The 15,211-nt window shown below is 46.1% G+C and carries 25 protein-coding genes and 1 other RNA gene; all 26 read left to right on the top strand.

The features are described from left to right. Positions 1 to 48: 48 nt before the first annotated feature. The 26 genes from AB4407_RS08845 to AB4407_RS08720 all read left to right on the top strand — a co-directional run bounded on the left by AB4407_RS08845 (position 49) and on the right by AB4407_RS08720 (position 15,209). Positions 49 to 495, top strand: coding sequence for a hypothetical protein (locus AB4407_RS08845; protein WP_372120285.1), 447 nt, complete (start codon positions 49 to 51; stop codon positions 493 to 495). After that, positions 494 to 564: hammerhead ribozyme type II (locus AB4407_RS08840), an RNA gene on the top strand. Before AB4407_RS08845 ends, AB4407_RS08840 begins: the two co-directional genes overlap by 2 nt. A 28-nt stretch (positions 565 to 592) precedes the next feature. Further along, positions 593 to 829, top strand: a complete 237-nt coding sequence (locus AB4407_RS08835; RefSeq protein WP_016076447.1) for a hypothetical protein — start codon at positions 593 to 595, stop codon at positions 827 to 829. 37 nt (positions 830 to 866) lie between these two features. Then, entirely contained in the window at positions 867 to 1,106 is a 240-nt protein-coding gene (locus tag AB4407_RS08830) for a hypothetical protein (protein WP_372120284.1), read from the top strand. Further along, positions 1,099 to 1,617: a gp16 family protein gene (locus AB4407_RS08825; protein ID WP_372120283.1), complete on the top strand. Its 519-nt coding sequence runs from the start codon at positions 1,099 to 1,101 to the stop codon at positions 1,615 to 1,617. The genes AB4407_RS08830 and AB4407_RS08825 overlap by 8 nt, the downstream gene beginning before the upstream one ends. Positions 1,618 to 1,723: 106 nt before the next feature. Beyond that, entirely contained in the window at positions 1,724 to 2,122 is a 399-nt protein-coding gene (locus AB4407_RS08820) for a Mor transcription activator family protein (protein ID WP_069669238.1), read from the top strand. Between the two features lie 10 nt (positions 2,123 to 2,132). Beyond that, positions 2,133 to 2,585 (top strand): hypothetical protein, encoded by a 453-nt coding sequence (locus tag AB4407_RS08815; RefSeq protein WP_372120282.1) that lies wholly within the window; start codon positions 2,133 to 2,135, stop codon positions 2,583 to 2,585. Positions 2,586 to 2,669: 84 nt separating this feature from the next. Next, positions 2,670 to 3,092, top strand: a complete 423-nt coding sequence (locus AB4407_RS08810; protein WP_372120281.1) for a DUF5675 family protein — start codon at positions 2,670 to 2,672, stop codon at positions 3,090 to 3,092. 2 nt (positions 3,093 to 3,094) lie between these two features. Beyond that, positions 3,095 to 3,370 carry a hypothetical protein gene (locus tag AB4407_RS08805; RefSeq protein ID WP_372120280.1) on the top strand — a complete coding sequence of 92 codons (276 nt, stop codon included), beginning with the start codon at positions 3,095 to 3,097 and terminating at the stop codon, positions 3,368 to 3,370. Beyond that, positions 3,343 to 3,933 (top strand): hypothetical protein, encoded by a 591-nt coding sequence (locus tag AB4407_RS08800; protein WP_372120279.1) that lies wholly within the window; start codon positions 3,343 to 3,345, stop codon positions 3,931 to 3,933. The genes AB4407_RS08805 and AB4407_RS08800 overlap by 28 nt, the downstream gene beginning before the upstream one ends. Next, positions 3,930 to 4,145, top strand: a complete 216-nt coding sequence (locus AB4407_RS08795) for a TraR/DksA family transcriptional regulator (RefSeq protein WP_372120278.1) — start codon at positions 3,930 to 3,932, stop codon at positions 4,143 to 4,145. Before AB4407_RS08800 ends, AB4407_RS08795 begins: the two co-directional genes overlap by 4 nt. Further along, a complete protein-coding gene (locus AB4407_RS08790; RefSeq protein ID WP_372120277.1) occupies positions 4,145 to 4,450 on the top strand; it encodes a DUF2730 family protein in 306 nt (101 codons plus the stop codon). Before AB4407_RS08795 ends, AB4407_RS08790 begins: the two co-directional genes overlap by 1 nt. A 144-nt stretch (positions 4,451 to 4,594) precedes the next feature. Continuing rightward, complete coding sequence (locus AB4407_RS08785; protein ID WP_078753385.1) at positions 4,595 to 4,885, top strand: hypothetical protein; 291 nt, start codon at positions 4,595 to 4,597, stop codon at positions 4,883 to 4,885. A gap of 12 nt (positions 4,886 to 4,897) precedes the next feature. Next, the gene (locus tag AB4407_RS08780; RefSeq protein WP_372120276.1) at positions 4,898 to 5,476 is read left to right on the top strand and encodes a DUF3486 family protein; all 579 of its coding nucleotides are present in this window, start codon (positions 4,898 to 4,900) and stop codon (positions 5,474 to 5,476) included. Positions 5,477 to 5,648: 172 nt separating this feature from the next. Continuing rightward, complete coding sequence (locus AB4407_RS08775) at positions 5,649 to 7,244, top strand: terminase large subunit domain-containing protein (protein ID WP_372120275.1); 1,596 nt, start codon at positions 5,649 to 5,651, stop codon at positions 7,242 to 7,244. After that, positions 7,241 to 8,800 (top strand): DUF935 domain-containing protein, encoded by a 1,560-nt coding sequence (locus AB4407_RS08770; protein WP_372120274.1) that lies wholly within the window; start codon positions 7,241 to 7,243, stop codon positions 8,798 to 8,800. Before AB4407_RS08775 ends, AB4407_RS08770 begins: the two co-directional genes overlap by 4 nt. Next, positions 8,793 to 9,587: a phage minor head protein gene (locus AB4407_RS08765; protein ID WP_372120273.1), complete on the top strand. Its 795-nt coding sequence runs from the start codon at positions 8,793 to 8,795 to the stop codon at positions 9,585 to 9,587. Before AB4407_RS08770 ends, AB4407_RS08765 begins: the two co-directional genes overlap by 8 nt. 313 nt (positions 9,588 to 9,900) lie before the next feature. Next, positions 9,901 to 10,878 (top strand): phage protease, encoded by a 978-nt coding sequence (locus AB4407_RS08760; protein ID WP_372120272.1) that lies wholly within the window; start codon positions 9,901 to 9,903, stop codon positions 10,876 to 10,878. Next, the gene (locus AB4407_RS08755) at positions 10,878 to 11,777 is read left to right on the top strand and encodes a Mu-like prophage major head subunit gpT family protein (protein ID WP_372120271.1); all 900 of its coding nucleotides are present in this window, start codon (positions 10,878 to 10,880) and stop codon (positions 11,775 to 11,777) included. Before AB4407_RS08760 ends, AB4407_RS08755 begins: the two co-directional genes overlap by 1 nt. A 53-nt stretch (positions 11,778 to 11,830) precedes the next feature. Next, positions 11,831 to 12,079 (top strand): hypothetical protein, encoded by a 249-nt coding sequence (locus tag AB4407_RS08750; RefSeq protein WP_372120270.1) that lies wholly within the window; start codon positions 11,831 to 11,833, stop codon positions 12,077 to 12,079. 2 nt (positions 12,080 to 12,081) lie between these two features. Further along, a complete protein-coding gene (locus AB4407_RS08745) occupies positions 12,082 to 12,645 on the top strand; it encodes a hypothetical protein (protein ID WP_272246525.1) in 564 nt (187 codons plus the stop codon). Positions 12,646 to 12,683: 38 nt separating this feature from the next. After that, on the top strand, positions 12,684 to 13,316 hold the full coding sequence (locus AB4407_RS08740) for a hypothetical protein (RefSeq protein WP_372120269.1): 633 nt from the start codon (positions 12,684 to 12,686) through the stop codon (positions 13,314 to 13,316). 24 nt (positions 13,317 to 13,340) lie between these two features. Beyond that, the gene (locus AB4407_RS08735; protein WP_372120268.1) at positions 13,341 to 13,775 is read left to right on the top strand and encodes a gp436 family protein; all 435 of its coding nucleotides are present in this window, start codon (positions 13,341 to 13,343) and stop codon (positions 13,773 to 13,775) included. Next, positions 13,775 to 14,317 carry a phage virion morphogenesis protein gene (locus AB4407_RS08730; protein WP_372078579.1) on the top strand — a complete coding sequence of 181 codons (543 nt, stop codon included), beginning with the start codon at positions 13,775 to 13,777 and terminating at the stop codon, positions 14,315 to 14,317. The genes AB4407_RS08735 and AB4407_RS08730 overlap by 1 nt, the downstream gene beginning before the upstream one ends. Beyond that, positions 14,310 to 14,900, top strand: coding sequence for a hypothetical protein (locus AB4407_RS08725; RefSeq protein WP_372120267.1), 591 nt, complete (start codon positions 14,310 to 14,312; stop codon positions 14,898 to 14,900). Before AB4407_RS08730 ends, AB4407_RS08725 begins: the two co-directional genes overlap by 8 nt. 27 nt (positions 14,901 to 14,927) lie before the next feature. Further along, positions 14,928 to 15,209, top strand: coding sequence for a DUF2635 domain-containing protein (locus AB4407_RS08720; protein WP_372120266.1), 282 nt, complete (start codon positions 14,928 to 14,930; stop codon positions 15,207 to 15,209). The last annotated feature ends 2 nt before the right edge of the window (positions 15,210 to 15,211 follow it).

Here is a 15,211-nt window from a genome sequence, read left to right as displayed (position 1 = left end):
AAAACTTCTGGTGCGGATCACCAACACCGATTGCGAGGTTTCAGAGTTATGAGCAAACCAATTACAAAAGAAATGTGGGCTGAGATTGAAGCGGAAATGGCAGGTGGTTGGGTTGCTATCGCTTTCAATTACAAAGGCCATGAAGTGTCGGTAAATCGTGTCCGTGTATCTGAATCAAAAACATGTTTGGAAGTATACGTTGATGGCTTTATCAAAGGTGACTGGATGAATTGCTGGGATGAAGAGAAATTAAAAAATCGCCCCGACATCATTGAAGATATTTGGTGCTTAAAAACCAAAGCTAAATATTCCGCAAAGCATAAAAAGGATCTTGAGAGAATTTTTGGCAAGCGTCGAGTTAAAAAAGAGTACCCAGACCTACATGAGATATTTGCCTTTCATGTCCCTCACTTCTCAAAAGCTTCTGTGCTGTGTCGTCAGTTCAAAAAGCTCGAAGGGTTAGAGCTGACTAAAGCAATGTGCCTTGAGGCATAAGCGAAACAAGCAAGGTTCGCCTTGCTTGTCTGCCTAGCGTGGTTGCTAGGTACTGATGAGCAGCCAGTACAACACAAAGCTATAGGAGGTTTTTATTATGTTTGGTGAATACACACCACTAATGAAAGCAGGTTTATTACAACGCCGCTTAGCGAATGGTAAAGCCATACTCGATGCTGAACTAGGCTTGCAGAAATGGTGTCCACACTGCCAAGAGTACTGGCCGCAAGACACCTTGTTCTGGTCGCCATGCAGAAGAAACCCCGATGGGTTGCAGAGTTGGTGCAAAGCTTGTCAGTTGGAATGCAAGAACGCCAAACGTAAAGCGGCTTAGGAGATACGATATGTGTAATTGCTTAAACGAAACTCTCTTGAAGATTAAAGAAAAAGTGATAGAAAATATTGCTAACGATGCAGAATTAGAATCTTTAGAGATCGGCTATCAAAACAAAGTGATTCGATTTGATGGCAAAGAAAATGACGTAATGCTAGGTGTGAAATTTTCATATTTCAAAACAAAAAAAGGCGGTGAAAGATATAAGAACCGAACTAAAGATCATATTAGTTTGGCTATGTCTTATTGCCCTATGTGTGGTGAGAAGTATGAGTAATCTATTAAAACTTGTCCAAATCGCTAAGCGTGATCTTGCTATGGAAGATGATTCTTATCGTGACGTTCTTGAGCAATGCACAGGTAAGCGAAGTGCAAAAGGCTTGAACGACATTCAACTAACCAAAGTGTTAGACAGAATGAAAGCGCTAGGCTTTAAACCAAAACGCAAGCCACAAGCAAGAGCGCCAGAAGTAACAAAGATTCGTATGATTTGGCGTACAATGCACAAACAAGGCTTTATCCGCAATGCGAACGACGTTGCCATTGATGCTTATGTGAAACGCATGACTACGGCATCAAATGGGCGTGGCATTGAGAAGGCGATTTGGCTTAAGTCAACTCAAGCGGCTGAAGTGTTAGAAGCTTTAAAGAAATGGCACTATCGATTGATGGCCGAAGTGATCACTAAAAGTGGTGGTCGCATTCCATCGAACAACGACTGCACGGGCCCAGCTGGCTACGATCTATTAGCCGAACATTACGAAAGTAAATATTTCAAATCTGATTAACGTGCTCAACAAGCAATCACTGCCATATACTACAAACACCTCGCCATTGCGGGGTGTTTTTGTATTCATGTTATTTGAAGGTATGCCATGTGGATGGGAGGCAATGATGAGTGAAGAAAACCAAGACTTGTTTGGTTACAAGAATGTAAGCCTAGAAGAAGTTGAAAAACTAGCAGACGATGAAGAGCACCAACGATGGCCAGAAGCCATGCGCCAAATCTACTGCATATTTAAAGATGAGCTCGTTAAGAACGAAACCGACCCAAAGCTTGCGGTGGTTTTACTGCATCGTATTTGCAAAGAGTTCGGTGGTGTTCAGCTTTACCTTCCACGCGGCAGACAACTTGAATCTGAAATCATGAACCTATCTATCTGGCGTGAGTTCAATGGTGCGAATGTTGAAGAGCTGTCACGTAAATACGATAAAAGTATGCAGCACATCTATCGCGTAGTCGCTAAAATGCGCAAGATAGAAGTTAAGAACCGTCAACCGAATTTATTTTAAGGAAGGGAAAGTGAAAAAATTATGTTTGATGCTTATGATGTTATCACCAACTGCGTTAGCTTCGACAGTTGATGAGTTAATTGAAAGCTTTGAAAACTCTAATATCTATAGTGCTGATTGGTATGAGAAAGGCTCTAGCAAAATTGCTGAATCATCGAATGACTATAGAGACATCAAGGTAAATTTAACTGACAAAAAAGGAGCTATTATCATCACTCAACCTTTTGGGGCTGACTTTGATGATTTAGCGATTAGTCCATGCTACCGTTTAACCGCCTATATTGACTACGACAAGTCTGCTACTTGGGCTGACCCAAGCACAGATGGAGAACTGTTAATTAGTTCAGTTTTTAGCTCTAAGACTAAAATGGGACAAGAGAATAAAGCAGAGTTAAACGGTTGGAATTTGAGCTTTAAGCGTTTACCATCTGGCTTTACATGTGAGGTTGTAAAGAGTAAATAATCAACAATCCGCGTTACTTCCACAAGCTATTAAATAGAAAGCACAATCAGTTAAACGTAACCCCATTACTAAACTGGTTGTGCTATGAAAACCCTAACTCTCCACCGCAATTATTTTCCTCATGGTGTTTTTTCTTATCTGTGCGATGAGAATGGAAACGTCATTCTCAAGACCGTTGAACGCCCTTGGAAAAATAACCAAGCTGGCATTTCATGTATTCCAGAAGGCACCTATGACCTACTGCCACATGACAGCCCGAAGTTTGGCCAATGCTACGCGCTAGAAGCACCTACCCTTGGTGTTACTCGATTCGGCCCTTCTCAGCGAACTCATATCCTCATTCATCCAGCAAACCGAGCATCACAGCTTGAAGGTTGTATTGCACCAGGTATGGACTTTGGTGTGGTGAATGATGAATGGGCGGTTCTCCATTCCCGTGATGCTTTTGATTACTTGATGGCTCACCTTGGTGGTGAAAAAGCCAAGCTTGTTATTCGCCGAGCGTAATCATGGGGCGTAATTGGAACTTTGCCAAACAGCGAGGCCGAGAGCAGCGTCTCGATGCTGAATTGAAAGCATTTCAAACAGGCGTTGAAGTCCCATTAACCCCACCTTTATTTAGCCACGATGCCACCATGCAAAGCTACTTTTCTAAAGCGTGGAGCCGTGTCTCTCAGTGTGAAATTAATCGCCACCTTGGCATTGCAAAAATGCCACAAGGAAATGGCCTAGTTTCAAAAATTAGGAGCTTAAGAGAATGTCACTTTCAGTTATCGCGGGGGTAGCTTCGCTTGCCATGGAATATGGCCCTGCTGCCATTCGCGGCATATCCAGTTTGTTTGGTGGTAGTGAAACGGCAGACAAAGTAGCCGAAGCGGTAGAGCAAGCCGATTCCATGTTTGGGGCTAGCAAGGCGCAGAAAGAGTTGGCCGTTACTCGCGCCCTGCAAAACTTGCCACCTGAATCTTTGGTTGAACTTGAGAAGATTAAGGTCGAGTTAGAAAAAGAAAAGACTCGCCGCCAAGAACTCACGCTTGGTGATAAACAAGCCGAACATCACGAAACCCAAGTGACGATTCGTGAAGGTGATAAGGCTGAAGATGAATACGTTCGTCACACTCGCCCTTGGGGTTGCCGTTTGAGTTTGTATTCTGCCATTGCTTATATCTTCCTGTTTGAACTGCTCGAAGCCTTTGATAAAGGAACGGGGGCAAATTGGGAAATTGCAGCGGGGTTGATGGCACCATTTCTTACTTACCTTGGTTGGCGCTCTGCTGATAAGCGTGGCATGACCAAAGGCACAGGCTCAATGGTTGGTGATGCACTTAAGGCGGTGAAAGTAAAATGACCGACCAGTTCGATAAGGCTCAAGAGCTTGAGCAAACCTTCAGAGAAAAAGCCATTGCTCATCAACGTACACGCTGCATAGAACAGCCCGACGAAGATGAACACGGTAATCGCTATTGCTTAAGTTGTGGTGACGCCATCCCAACTAAGCGATTAGAAGCGATGCCAAATGCGGTGCGCTGCGTCAGTTGTCAGTCTAGAAAGGAGCCCTGATGGAGTACGAATGGGTAAAGACTTGGTGGCCTGTCGTGTGGGCTGGCGTTTTAACCTTGGTTCAAGTGATTCAGCTTTTGCTATCCAAAACCTATGCCAGACGCGAAGAGGTGCAGGATGTGAGGCGAGAAATGGACGAGCTAAAAGCGCAAGTTGATGCAATGCCAACCCGAGATGAGATCACGAAACTCACTCTTGAACTTTCTGAATCGCGCGGAGAAATGAAAGAACTTCGCGCCCAGATGCGCCCAGTCGAGCACCTAGCTCAACTGTTATTAGAACAACGTTTAAAAGATGATAAATAGGAATTGTTATGCATGGAATAGGAAAGGCGATGTATGCGCTTATGGTTGTAGGCTGCCTATTTAGCGCTGTGTTTGGTTGGGCAGTAATAGAATCCTTGATATGGCTCTTTTCCCATATCAGTTTTAATTTTTAACGGAGTACTTATGGGCTTTAAAGAGTTATTAAAAGAAGACCAACGTCTTGTGATCTTGCGTTCGCTTCATGACATGACAGGGTATGAAGCGAACGAATCAATCCTTGATTCTTGCCTTGATACTTACGGTCACAAAATTAGCCGTGATGCGGTTCGTACGCACTTATCTTGGCTTGAAGAGCAAGGGCTAATTAGCATTCGCACGGTATTAGACTGCCAAGTCGCAAAACTCACAGGTCGTGGTGAAGATGTGGCAACAGGTCAAGCCATTGTGCCCGGCGTAAAGCGTCCACGCGCTTAGTGAGGTAACACCATGACCAAGAAGAAGCGCATTCGCTCAAAGATAGAGTTACTGCCTCAAGAGATTCGAGAAGCGCTTAACCTTTGGCTTCGTAATGGCGATATGACTCAGCAAGATGTGTTGGGTGCTATCCATGAAATGATTGATGAAGCAGGCTTACCTAAAGAGGCTAAGCCAAGTTATACGTCACTCAACCGTTATGCTCGTCGTATGGAAGACATGGGGGCTCGTCTTCGCCAGTCTCGCGAAGTGGCGGAAGTGTGGACAACCAAACTGGGTGAAGCGCCTACCTCTGATGTGGGTAAGCTCCTGCAAGAGTTTGTGCGTACCATGGCATTTGAAACGTCCATGACCATGATGGAAAGCGCCGCTGAAAAAGATGAAGTGATTCCACCCAAAGCACTTGCTCAACTCGCTTTGGTTATTCAACGTATCGAGCAAGCCTCAATGGTGAGCCATAAGGTTGAAAAAGAAATACGCGCTGCATTTGCGGCAGAAGTGGCCGATGCAACTGAAGCCATTGTGAAGCAGGCTGGCGTAACCGCTGAAACCATTCAAGACATTAAGAAAGGCATATTGGGGATTGCATAATGAGTGATCATGATTGGGTGGTAATTGGTTTTTTCCTTATGTCAGTCTGGTGGTTGCTTCTAATTAAGTTCTACCCTGATAGTAAAAACGCTTGTCTATATTACGCTTTAGGCTCTTTCCTCTTGGGTTTGTTAGGTCTGTTTTTAAACGCTTATACAGGCTTGGGGATTGCATGATGGAAAATGAAACCACATCACAAAGTCGCAGTGCGATCTTGTCTGGCGAGTTTGATAAGAATGATGTATTGCTGCCTTATCAAAAGCGCTGGATAGCGGATGACTCTCAATTAAAGATTGCAGAGAAAAGCCGACGAACAGGCGTAACGTGGGCAGAAGCGGCAGACTCAGCATTGAGTGCTGCCGCCTCTGCTAGTGCAGGCGGTGAAGATGTCTTCTATGTTGGTTCAACCAAAGACATGGCGCGAGAGTTTATTGATGCTGTCTCGATGTGGGCCAAAGCTTACAGCTGCGCGTGTGATGATGTCAGTGAAGAAGTCTTCGAGAATGAAGACAAAGACATCCTAACTTACGTGATCAACTTTGCGTCTGGTTTCAAAGTCAAAGCCTTATCAAGTAACCCTTCTAACCTGCGTGGTATGCAGGGTACGGTTATCATTGATGAAGCGGCCTTTCATGAACGATTAGCCGAAGTGCTAAAAGCGGCCCTTGCATTAACCATGTGGGGTTCAAAGGTTCGCTTAATCAGTACCCATAACGGCATCGAGAATTTATTCAACACCCTAATTCAAGACAGTCGTGCAGGTAAAAAGCGTTACTCGATCCACACCATCACCTTAGATAACGCTTGCGAACAAGGGCTATACAAACGTATATGCCAGGTTAAGAAGACACCGTGGACGCAAGAGCTCGAAGATGAATGGAAAGCGAACCTGCTTCGTGACACTGCCACCGAAGAAGATGCACTTGAAGAGTATCAATGTGTTCCGAAGAATGGCGGTGGTGCTTACATTAGCCGTGGTTTGCGTGAACGAGCTGCGCGGTTAGATGGCCCAGTATTAAGCTTCACTGGCTCTAAAGCGTTTAACGAAGCGAAAGAGCACATACGCGAAGCTGAGATGAAAGAGTGGTTAGACGAACACGTTCAGCCAGAGCTCGATAAACTCGATCCTAAACTGCGCCATTGCTTGGGTGAGGATTTTGCGCGCTCTGGTGACTTAACCGTTTATGCACCCATGGCCGTTCAAAATGATGTGAAGCGCACCGTTCCTTTCTTATTAGAACTTGGCAATGTGCCATTCAAACAGCAAGAGCAAGCGCTTTACTTTATCTGTGATCAACTCCCAAGGCGTGATGGTATTTATCTTGATGCGCGTGGTAACGGCCAGTACCTAGCCGAACAGGCCCGATACAAGTACGGCGAAGAAGTGGTTGAGGTAATGCTCTCTGTGGGTTACTACCGCGAGAACATGCCTTCATTTAAAGCTGCGTTTGAAGATGATGAAATACTGCTTCCAAAGCATGAGGACGTGATTACTGATTTGGGACAAATCCAAATTAAAGCAGGCGTTCCTAGTATTGATTCAACACGAACCAAAGGCGAGAACGGAAACAAACGACACGGCGATAGTGCCATTGCTATTTGGTTTGCTTACTTAGCCTCTAAGGCGGATTTGACGCGTTACGGCTTGCACACCATCAAGGCCAGTGCCGATGAGAACCAACGCCGCTTTCATGGCACCGCCGAAGAAAATAACCGATTTGATGATATGCCGAACCAAGACCTACGCGGCAAAGGAATTAGACTATGACCTCAATTGTTGATGTAAGCGGCAAACCATTAAAAGCCGATAAGACGCTACTGTCTGAAGACATTGCCAAGGCGTACACCACCAGTGTGCGTAACCCTCGACCTGCCAGTGTCGCCTCTACTTTAAACCCGCTTCGATTAGCGGGATTACTTCGCAGTGTGGTGGATGGGAACAACCCCGAAGATTACATGACGCTTGCCGAAGAAATGGAAGAGCGCGATTTGCACTACGCGGCGCAGCTGCGCACCCGTAAGTTGGCTGTGGCGGCGATTGCCCCAACCGTTGTGGCGGCGAGTGAAAACAAAGCTGATGTGGAAATGGCAGAACGTGTTCGCGCCATTATGGATGATGACCAAATCCCAGAGCTGCTGTTTGACTTGCTGGATGGCCTAGGTAAAGGCTTGTCTGTGGTGCAAATACTGTGGGACACCAAACAGACCCCATGGAAGCCACAAGATTATAAATGGGTAGACCCTCGCTACTTACGCCAGGACAACGAAACGCTTCAAGAGATTTTGCTTATCAGCGATGACGCGCCAAGCGGTGCGCCTTTAGACCCGTATAAGTTTATGGTGCATAAGCCTCGATCTAAATCTGGCAGCGTATGGCGCAACGGTTTAGCGCGATTGGTTGCCGTGATGTACATGCTTAAGTCGTTTACGATTCGTGATTGGTGGGCGTTTGCTGAAGTGTTTGGTATTCCGGTTCGTGTGGGTAAGTACGGCCCGAACGCCAGTACCGAAGATATCAGTACTCTGGTGAATGCCATTGGTCGTATTGCCAGTGATGCAGGTGCGGTCATTCCTGAATCCATGAAGCTAGAGCTTATTGAAACGGCCAAAGGCAATGGTGGTAATACGCTGTTTGAAAACATGGCCCGTTGGTGTGATGAACAAACCAGTAAAGCGGTACTTGGTCAAACCATGACAGCTGATAACGGCAGCTCACAATCTCAAGCTAACGTGCATAATGATGTGCGTATGGATATTGCCGAGTGGGATGCGCGTCAGCTTCAGTCTTGCATTAATGAGTACCTGGTTAAGCCTTACATTATTTTGAACTGGGGCCCGCAAGAGCATTACCCGAAAGTACGCATTCAACTTCCTCAGCCAGAAGACTTGAAGATGTTGGTTGATAGCATCACGCCTCTTATTGATCGGGGTTTTAAAGTCTCTGCATCGAGCGTACGTGAAAAGTTTGGATTGCCTGAGCCCGATGAGAACGAAGAAGTGCTCATGCCAACCTCTGCCATTTTAGCGCAAACCATGCCAGCGGCGATGAACAGACAACGCCCAGGTCTTGCCATTAACCGTGTGAGCAAAACCGCTGAAGCGGAAATGAACGACTTAACCGATGAAGCCATGAGCGACTGGGAAGAAGTTGCGGAAGACTTCATGAACCCGATCATCGAACTGGCCAATGCGTCAGACAGTTATGAAACGTTCTTAGAAAAGCTGCCAGAGCTTCAAGAGACATTGGGCGCTGACGTGTTTGTTGAGCAGATGGCGCAATACATGTTCCAGATGCGCGGCTATGGAGACGCTAAAGATGTCTAAAGCCCTTGCGTCTGAAAGTATTGTGCCTGTTGAATCACTAGAGTGGTTCAAGAGTAAAGGAATAGAACCTGGCTTTGACTATCGCGACGTATGGAAGCAAGAGCACAACAACGCTTTCACTGTGGCAAAGATGCTGAATGCCGATCTTCTTGTGGATGTGAAAGCCATTGTTATCGATGCCATCGAGCAAGGCCAAACGTTCAAGCAGTTTCAAGATATCTTAAAGCCACTCTTGGTTAAGTCTGGTTGGTGGGGCATTCAAGAAATGGTTGACCCACTGAGCGGAGATTCAAAGCCCGTTCAATTAGGCAGTGAAGGCCGTGTAAAGACCATTTACAAAACCAACATGAGAACGGCACGTTCAGCGGGGCAATGGGAACGCATCGAGCGAACCAAACGCGCCATGCCTTATTTGCTTTATCAGCTTGGGCCATCCATTGAGCATCGAGTTGATCACGTTAAATGGAAAGATACGCTGCTTCCTGTTGGTGACCCGTGGTGGGATAACCACATGCCACCGAATGGTTGGGGCTGCAAATGCTGGATACGCCAAGTATCGAAGTTTGAAGCTGAGAAGCTGATTGCCGATGATAAGGTATCAACCGACTCACCGGAGGGTGGCACTAAGCAGTGGTTAAACAAGCGAACGGGTGAAGTGGAAGTGTTACCAGAAGGCATTGAACCAGGATGGAATTACAACCCTGGTAAATCTCGCCAAGAAGCGATGGAAGAAGACCTATTGCAAAAAGAAGCAAGAATGCGTGAAACGCTCTCTAACGGCTCTTAGTTGTAAAATGGCTACAATGTGTCGTTTGAAAAAGTTCTAACAAATCTGAGTCGATTTAAACGGTGTTTAAACACGGTTCAGTAAACTATTTTAGGTGAGATTGTACAAGTCAGCTTGATAAGCTGATTTTTTCGGGTAATCTTTAAGCCCTTAACAATCGCAATTCAATTCATTCCCCTTTCTCAAAATAGAGCAACCGACGTTATTTCTCGTCGGTTGCTTTTTTTTTGCATTCTTAACTCCACGAAACGAGTTTATACCAACTAATCCAATGAGGAGGTTGTTATGTAAGTTCTGATTTATGGAGCGAGTAATGAAGAAAACCCATTTGGCCGTGTGCTTTAACCTTTCCCAAACTGTTATCGATGGTTTGGGTACAGAGCAAGACACCAATACGGTTTGGATACCGATGATCCCAAAAGGTGAAGCCAAAGGTCGCGATGGTCGCATGTGGTTAAACAGTAACCCTGACGCCATTGTGAGCGCTTTCAATGCCAAACTGCCTTTCGATTTAGAACATGCCACCGAAATCAAAGCCCCTAAAGGTGAAGACGCTGAAGCCTACGGTTGGATTCTAGCGCTTGAAAACCGTGATGGTGAGATTTGGGCTCAAGTGGAATGGAATTACCAAGGCCGCTGGCTTATTGAAGAGAAACGTTACCTCTATTATTCCCCTGCTTTTCACTACGACGCTGAAGGCATCATCACTGCGATGAGCAGTGCTGGGCTGACCAACAAACCTAACTTTTATGTACCTGCCCTTAATCGACAAGAGGAAACCGACATGAAGCTTCCACAGCTGATTGCAGCCGCGCTTGGCCTAGCCGCAGACGCGACCGAAGAGCAAGGTGTTACCGCAATTAATTCACTTAAGTCTGAGAAAGACATTGCGCTAAACCGTGCCGCTACGCCGGACTTAACTAAGTTCATCCCAATTGAAACACACACCGTTGCACTGAATCGCGCCACCACGGCTGAAGCTCAGTTAAAAGAAATTGACGATAAGAAAGTCGATGGCTTGGTTCAGGCTGCAATTGATGAAGGCAAGATTGCCCCTGCGAACAAAGACATGTTTGTTTCGATGTGTCGTGCTGACGGCGGTATTGCTCAGTTCGAAGCGTTCGTTGAAACCGCACCATCTATCGCAACCAATTCACAGCACAAGACGCCTAAAGAAAAACAAGGCAACGCAAAGCTTGAAGAGCACGAATTGGCAATGTGCCGAAAAATGGGCGTGACGGAAGATGAATTCCTCGCGGCAAAAACACAAATGAATGTAGGAGCTAAATAATGGCGACTGAAGCACAAGTAATTGAAGCACTCCAAACAACGATGTCTGCGGCATATGTAAAAGGGCTTGGTGCTGCTAAACCACAGTGGTCAAAAATCGCCACTTTAGTTCCTAGTTCTGGTGCGGCTAACTTCTACGGTTGGTTAAAAGACTTACCAGGTATTGTTGAGTGGACGGGAGACCGCCAACTGGCTGACATGGGTAAGCACGGATACTCAATTGAGAATAAGACATTTGAAAGTTCGATCTCAATTGGCCGCGACGAAGTGGATGATGACCAAATTGGTCATTACAGCGTGATTGCTCAGAACTACGGTGATCAAGTGGCTTACTTTCCTGACACTTTGTCTTACCCGTTGCTTGCAGCTGGCTTTACCACGCTGTGTTATGACGGTCAGAACTACTTTGATACTGACCACCCATTAGAAACCACACCTGCAACTACATTCTCGAACGTGGTTGGTGACCCATCAACCGATACGGGTGAACCGTGGTTCTTGATTGACGATACAAAAGTGCTCAAGCCGATTGTTTACCAAGAGCGACGTCCGTTTGTGTTCAAAAACATGAACCCAAATGAAGAACACACCTGGTTCAACAACAAGTATGCAGCGGGCGTTGATGGCCGTAGCAATGTTGGCTTCTCTTTCCCTCAATTAGCGATTGGCTCTAAAGCTGCGCTAACAGAAGCGAATTATGAAGAAGCTAAGAAGCAACTTCAGAAGATGAAAAAGGTAGACGGTACTCCAATTGGTGTGCGTGCGACTAAATTGGTTGTTGGTCCTGACAACGAAGCCGCTGCTAAGAAGTTGATCGAACGCATGTTAGTTGATGGCGGTGATTCCAACGTTTATTACAACGATGTTGAAGTTGTGATTTCACCTTTAATTAGCGCTTAACCAGCAACACAGATTGGCGGTAGCAATGCCGCCAACCTTTAGGGATTTATGCCATGACTGTAAGAGTTGAACTTAATCCAAACAATTGGACGCTTATTTCTTCTGCTGCGGCGGGTTATATGGACAACCAAACAGGCAGCGTTGTGAAGTACCGTGTTGAAGACTCAGCACCATCCGATGCAGAAACGTTTGGGCATCAACTGAAGCTTGAAAAAGGCATTGGTTGGTCTCGCGCTGTAGCGAAAAATATTTACGGAAGAACGGCCAGTTCAACAGGCGATGTCATCGTTACGGAAGGTTAAGTATGTTTTTTGAAAACTCACCACTGATAAGTCAAAGCGCACCGCCAGCACCTGAATCTGTTTTGCTTATGCGTGCCAGTTATGTCACGCCAGATGCAAACGATTTAAAGCAAACGCTCGCGGCAGACAACACGCCAGAAGCGATTCAATTTAACCAAATTCCTCTAGCGTCTGCTGACCTTTCCCTTGATTTATTAACAGGTGAAACCACAGCGCTTAAAGACTTTAGTGGAATGGTGAGCTTGAACGTTTCCATTTTGCGTGAGCTTGCAGGTGCGGGTAGCACCGATTGGGGAATGTTCATCGAAGTGTTCGATACAGGGACAGGCCAATGGGTAGCTTACGACGGTAGCTTGAGACCTATTACCTTAGATAGCCAATCAACCAATGAGAAGCGAGCGATTGATTATTCTGTGTCTGTCTCCATCTTGGCAGGTCAAAAATTCCGTTGGATGCATTCGACGAGCGATGCAAGCCGAACGGTTTCCATTGTTTCATTTGGCGCGGCTAATGGGTTGCCCTCTTCAGCGGGTGTGATCATGAGTTTCTGGGGCATTAAACCGTAATTTAATCGCCATTAAATATTCGTTTAAAGGAGTTCACAGTGAGTGGAACTAAAAAATCAACAACTGGAAAAGTTGGAAAAGTTGGAAAAGTGGAAGGAAATCCCTCCACCGCTAAAGCGGAAGCCGAACAGAAAGCATTAGAAAACGCCGATGCTGAATTAAAGGCCGAAGCAGAAGCTGAAACCAATGTTCAGTTAAAAACTACCGAACCGGAAGCATCAACAGCTGAAAGTTCATCTCAATCAGAGCCTGATTCTAAGAAACCTGAAAAGGTGGAGAACGACAAGCCGGAGCAAGATGCGTCGATGGTGGGCACTGAAACCAAAGAAGGAAAGGCAAGTGAGCAAGTGGATTCAAAGAAAGATGATGTGGTTCATCCTGGGGATGGCGTTGACGCTATCGGTATTCTTGGCGCTTTCAAAGTATGCGCTAAATCAGATGCTGGGTTTTGGCGCTCAGGCGTTCAGTTCCATCGTCTCCAAGAAAAGCTGGTGCTTGTGGTGGAACAAGAGCCGGATGCGTCTGCGCGAGTTCATGCGAAAGATCATGAACCAGAGTGCGTGGTGTTCCTCTCTCCTGAAAAGGCGAAGCGAGTACACGACGAGCCGCACCTAACGGTTGAAGTTGTTGAGCTTGAAGACGTACTCGATCTTCAAGACATGCAGCAATAACGTTTTTAAAAGGTAGTAAATACGATGGCAACTTACGCAACCAAGCAAGACCTACTTGATCGTGATGAGCAGATGCTGTGGAACTTTGCAGTAGACCGCACCACAGACGAGCTCAACGATGTTTGGATTAACCAGGCATTAGACCAAGCCGATGAAGAGATTAACTCTTTCTTAGGTCGTCGTTATGTTCTGCCACTGCCAACTGTGCCAGGCATGTTGAATAAGGTTGCCATCACTATTGCGTTCTACTGGTTAGCCGACCGTGACCAACAGGCCACGAACCTACTAGAAGAGCGCTACAAGATGCAGCTTGAAACCCTGCGTGAAATTGCCAATGGCAAGCGCGAACTTGGTTTGCCAACCATCGAAGCGCCAAGCGAAAGCAGTGTGGGCAAGGTTGAGCTGATTCAAGAGAACGAGCGTCAGTTCACTCGCAACAGTTTGAGAGGCGTCTTGTAATGTCGATTGGTGTTCAAGTGACGGGAACGCAAGAGCTTGAGCGCTATCAACAGCTGCTTGAAACCCTAAGCGACCCAAAGCACAAAATGGAACTTTTGGATAGTTTAGGGAGTGTTGTAGAAAACCAAACTACGAGAAGAATTGCCGATGAGAAAACGTCACCTGATGGTCAGCGTTGGGATGATTGGTCTAGCAGTTATGCGAAGACTCGACATGGAAACCAATCCCTATTGGTTGGTGAAGGAGACTTGCGAGACTCAATTACTTTCCAAGTGGAACGAAACCAAGTTCGAGTTGGATCACCGTTGGCCTACGCTGGCGTTCATCAAGATGGATTTTCTGGTCCGGTTCAAGTGTCTGCTCATACGCGCCTTATCACACAAGCCTTTGGTAAAGCGATTCCTCAGAGAACTCAATTCATCTCGTCTTTCACTCGTATGATGAACATACCGCAGCGAGAATTTTTAGGGTTAAGTACCGACAACCAAGCGGATGTGTATACGGTTATCGGTAACTTCTGGAAGGAGTTAATGAATGTCTAGACCCGACTTTACCACCAGTGGTTCTACCGTTTGGGCCGTGAATGAAATCGTTCAGTACCTTAAGCCAAAGCTTGAAGGTGGTGTGCGTGAAATAGAAAAGATCCAAACCGTTGAGCGCCACATTGGCCGCTTTGATAAGGCTGATGATATTAAGCGCTGGATGTCGAACCGTGACGGTGGCGTTCGTATTGCTGCCCTACGTGTTCCGCAATATGAAACCGTGGGTAATCGCTTAATTGGTAACGTTAACCTTGTGGCCTATGTGTTTACCACTGACCAGTTCGGTTACGAAAAAGACCTACGTGCCGAAGTGGTCGCAGGAAAATTGGTGCGTGAACTGGTGGATAGAAGCGCACTGCCAACGGCCTATGGTCGCGTTGAAAACGTACGCAGTGACAATTTATACAGCGGTGAAATTGACAAGCTTGGTATTGCTATCTGGTCAATCACTTGGTCGCAGCAATGGTACTTAGATGAAGAGATTGATCTCAGTACGTTAGATGACTTCATTACCTTTGGTCTGAAAGGTGAAATCGCAGATGGCGCACCCACCATTGATGGTGAAGTGAAGCTGCCTCAATAAACCGTGACAAAAATATAGGACTTAATCATGTCGTTAAAAAAGAATCTGATCCCCATTAAACCCAAGAACGCCGAAGTGCCCGTACGCAAACCTGAAGGTGGTTTTGTTAACGCAGCTGGTGAAGAAGTCGAACGCACTGGCTACTGGGTTCGAAGAATTAATGATGGCGACGTGGTGCTAGTCCCTCAAAAAGATTGGGATGCAGCCAAGGCGGCACAGGCAAAAGAAAAAGCCGATGCCATCGAGCAACAAAAGAAAGCGCTGGCGAAAGAAGCCAAGGCTACAACCTCTAAAACTGAAGGAGAATAAGC

It is taken from the genome of Vibrio sp. 10N.261.46.E11, assembly GCF_041472735.1.
Lineage (GTDB): Bacteria > Pseudomonadota > Gammaproteobacteria > Enterobacterales > Vibrionaceae > Vibrio.
This window is presented reverse-complemented; position numbering and strand designations above follow the sequence as displayed.

What these genes read in the sequence shown, in the direction of transcription:
- AB4407_RS08805 (WP_372120280.1), top strand. Translation starts at nt 3,095, where the DNA reads ATGGGGCGTAATTGGAACTTTGCCAAACAGCGAGGCCGAGAGCAGCGT.
- AB4407_RS08765 (WP_372120273.1), top strand. Translation starts at nt 8,793, where the DNA reads ATGTCTAAAGCCCTTGCGTCTGAAAGTATTGTGCCTGTTGAATCACTA.
- AB4407_RS08820 (WP_069669238.1), top strand. Translation starts at nt 1,724, where the DNA reads ATGAGTGAAGAAAACCAAGACTTGTTTGGTTACAAGAATGTAAGCCTA.
- AB4407_RS08845 (WP_372120285.1), top strand. Translation starts at nt 49, where the DNA reads ATGAGCAAACCAATTACAAAAGAAATGTGGGCTGAGATTGAAGCGGAA.
- AB4407_RS08780 (WP_372120276.1), top strand. Translation starts at nt 4,898, where the DNA reads ATGACCAAGAAGAAGCGCATTCGCTCAAAGATAGAGTTACTGCCTCAA.
- AB4407_RS08825 (WP_372120283.1), top strand. Translation starts at nt 1,099, where the DNA reads ATGAGTAATCTATTAAAACTTGTCCAAATCGCTAAGCGTGATCTTGCT.
- AB4407_RS08835 (WP_016076447.1), top strand. Translation starts at nt 593, where the DNA reads ATGTTTGGTGAATACACACCACTAATGAAAGCAGGTTTATTACAACGC.
- AB4407_RS08800 (WP_372120279.1), top strand. Translation starts at nt 3,343, where the DNA reads ATGTCACTTTCAGTTATCGCGGGGGTAGCTTCGCTTGCCATGGAATAT.
- AB4407_RS08745 (WP_272246525.1), top strand. Translation starts at nt 12,082, where the DNA reads ATGTTTTTTGAAAACTCACCACTGATAAGTCAAAGCGCACCGCCAGCA.
- AB4407_RS08810 (WP_372120281.1), top strand. Translation starts at nt 2,670, where the DNA reads ATGAAAACCCTAACTCTCCACCGCAATTATTTTCCTCATGGTGTTTTT.
- AB4407_RS08755 (WP_372120271.1), top strand. Translation starts at nt 10,878, where the DNA reads ATGGCGACTGAAGCACAAGTAATTGAAGCACTCCAAACAACGATGTCT.
- AB4407_RS08795 (WP_372120278.1), top strand. Translation starts at nt 3,930, where the DNA reads ATGACCGACCAGTTCGATAAGGCTCAAGAGCTTGAGCAAACCTTCAGA.
- AB4407_RS08760 (WP_372120272.1), top strand. Translation starts at nt 9,901, where the DNA reads ATGAAGAAAACCCATTTGGCCGTGTGCTTTAACCTTTCCCAAACTGTT.
- AB4407_RS08770 (WP_372120274.1), top strand. Translation starts at nt 7,241, where the DNA reads ATGACCTCAATTGTTGATGTAAGCGGCAAACCATTAAAAGCCGATAAG.
- AB4407_RS08730 (WP_372078579.1), top strand. Translation starts at nt 13,775, where the DNA reads ATGTCGATTGGTGTTCAAGTGACGGGAACGCAAGAGCTTGAGCGCTAT.
- AB4407_RS08720 (WP_372120266.1), top strand. Translation starts at nt 14,928, where the DNA reads ATGTCGTTAAAAAAGAATCTGATCCCCATTAAACCCAAGAACGCCGAA.
- AB4407_RS08725 (WP_372120267.1), top strand. Translation starts at nt 14,310, where the DNA reads ATGTCTAGACCCGACTTTACCACCAGTGGTTCTACCGTTTGGGCCGTG.
- AB4407_RS08785 (WP_078753385.1), top strand. Translation starts at nt 4,595, where the DNA reads ATGGGCTTTAAAGAGTTATTAAAAGAAGACCAACGTCTTGTGATCTTG.
- AB4407_RS08775 (WP_372120275.1), top strand. Translation starts at nt 5,649, where the DNA reads ATGATGGAAAATGAAACCACATCACAAAGTCGCAGTGCGATCTTGTCT.
- AB4407_RS08735 (WP_372120268.1), top strand. Translation starts at nt 13,341, where the DNA reads ATGGCAACTTACGCAACCAAGCAAGACCTACTTGATCGTGATGAGCAG.
- AB4407_RS08790 (WP_372120277.1), top strand. Translation starts at nt 4,145, where the DNA reads ATGGAGTACGAATGGGTAAAGACTTGGTGGCCTGTCGTGTGGGCTGGC.
- AB4407_RS08750 (WP_372120270.1), top strand. Translation starts at nt 11,831, where the DNA reads ATGACTGTAAGAGTTGAACTTAATCCAAACAATTGGACGCTTATTTCT.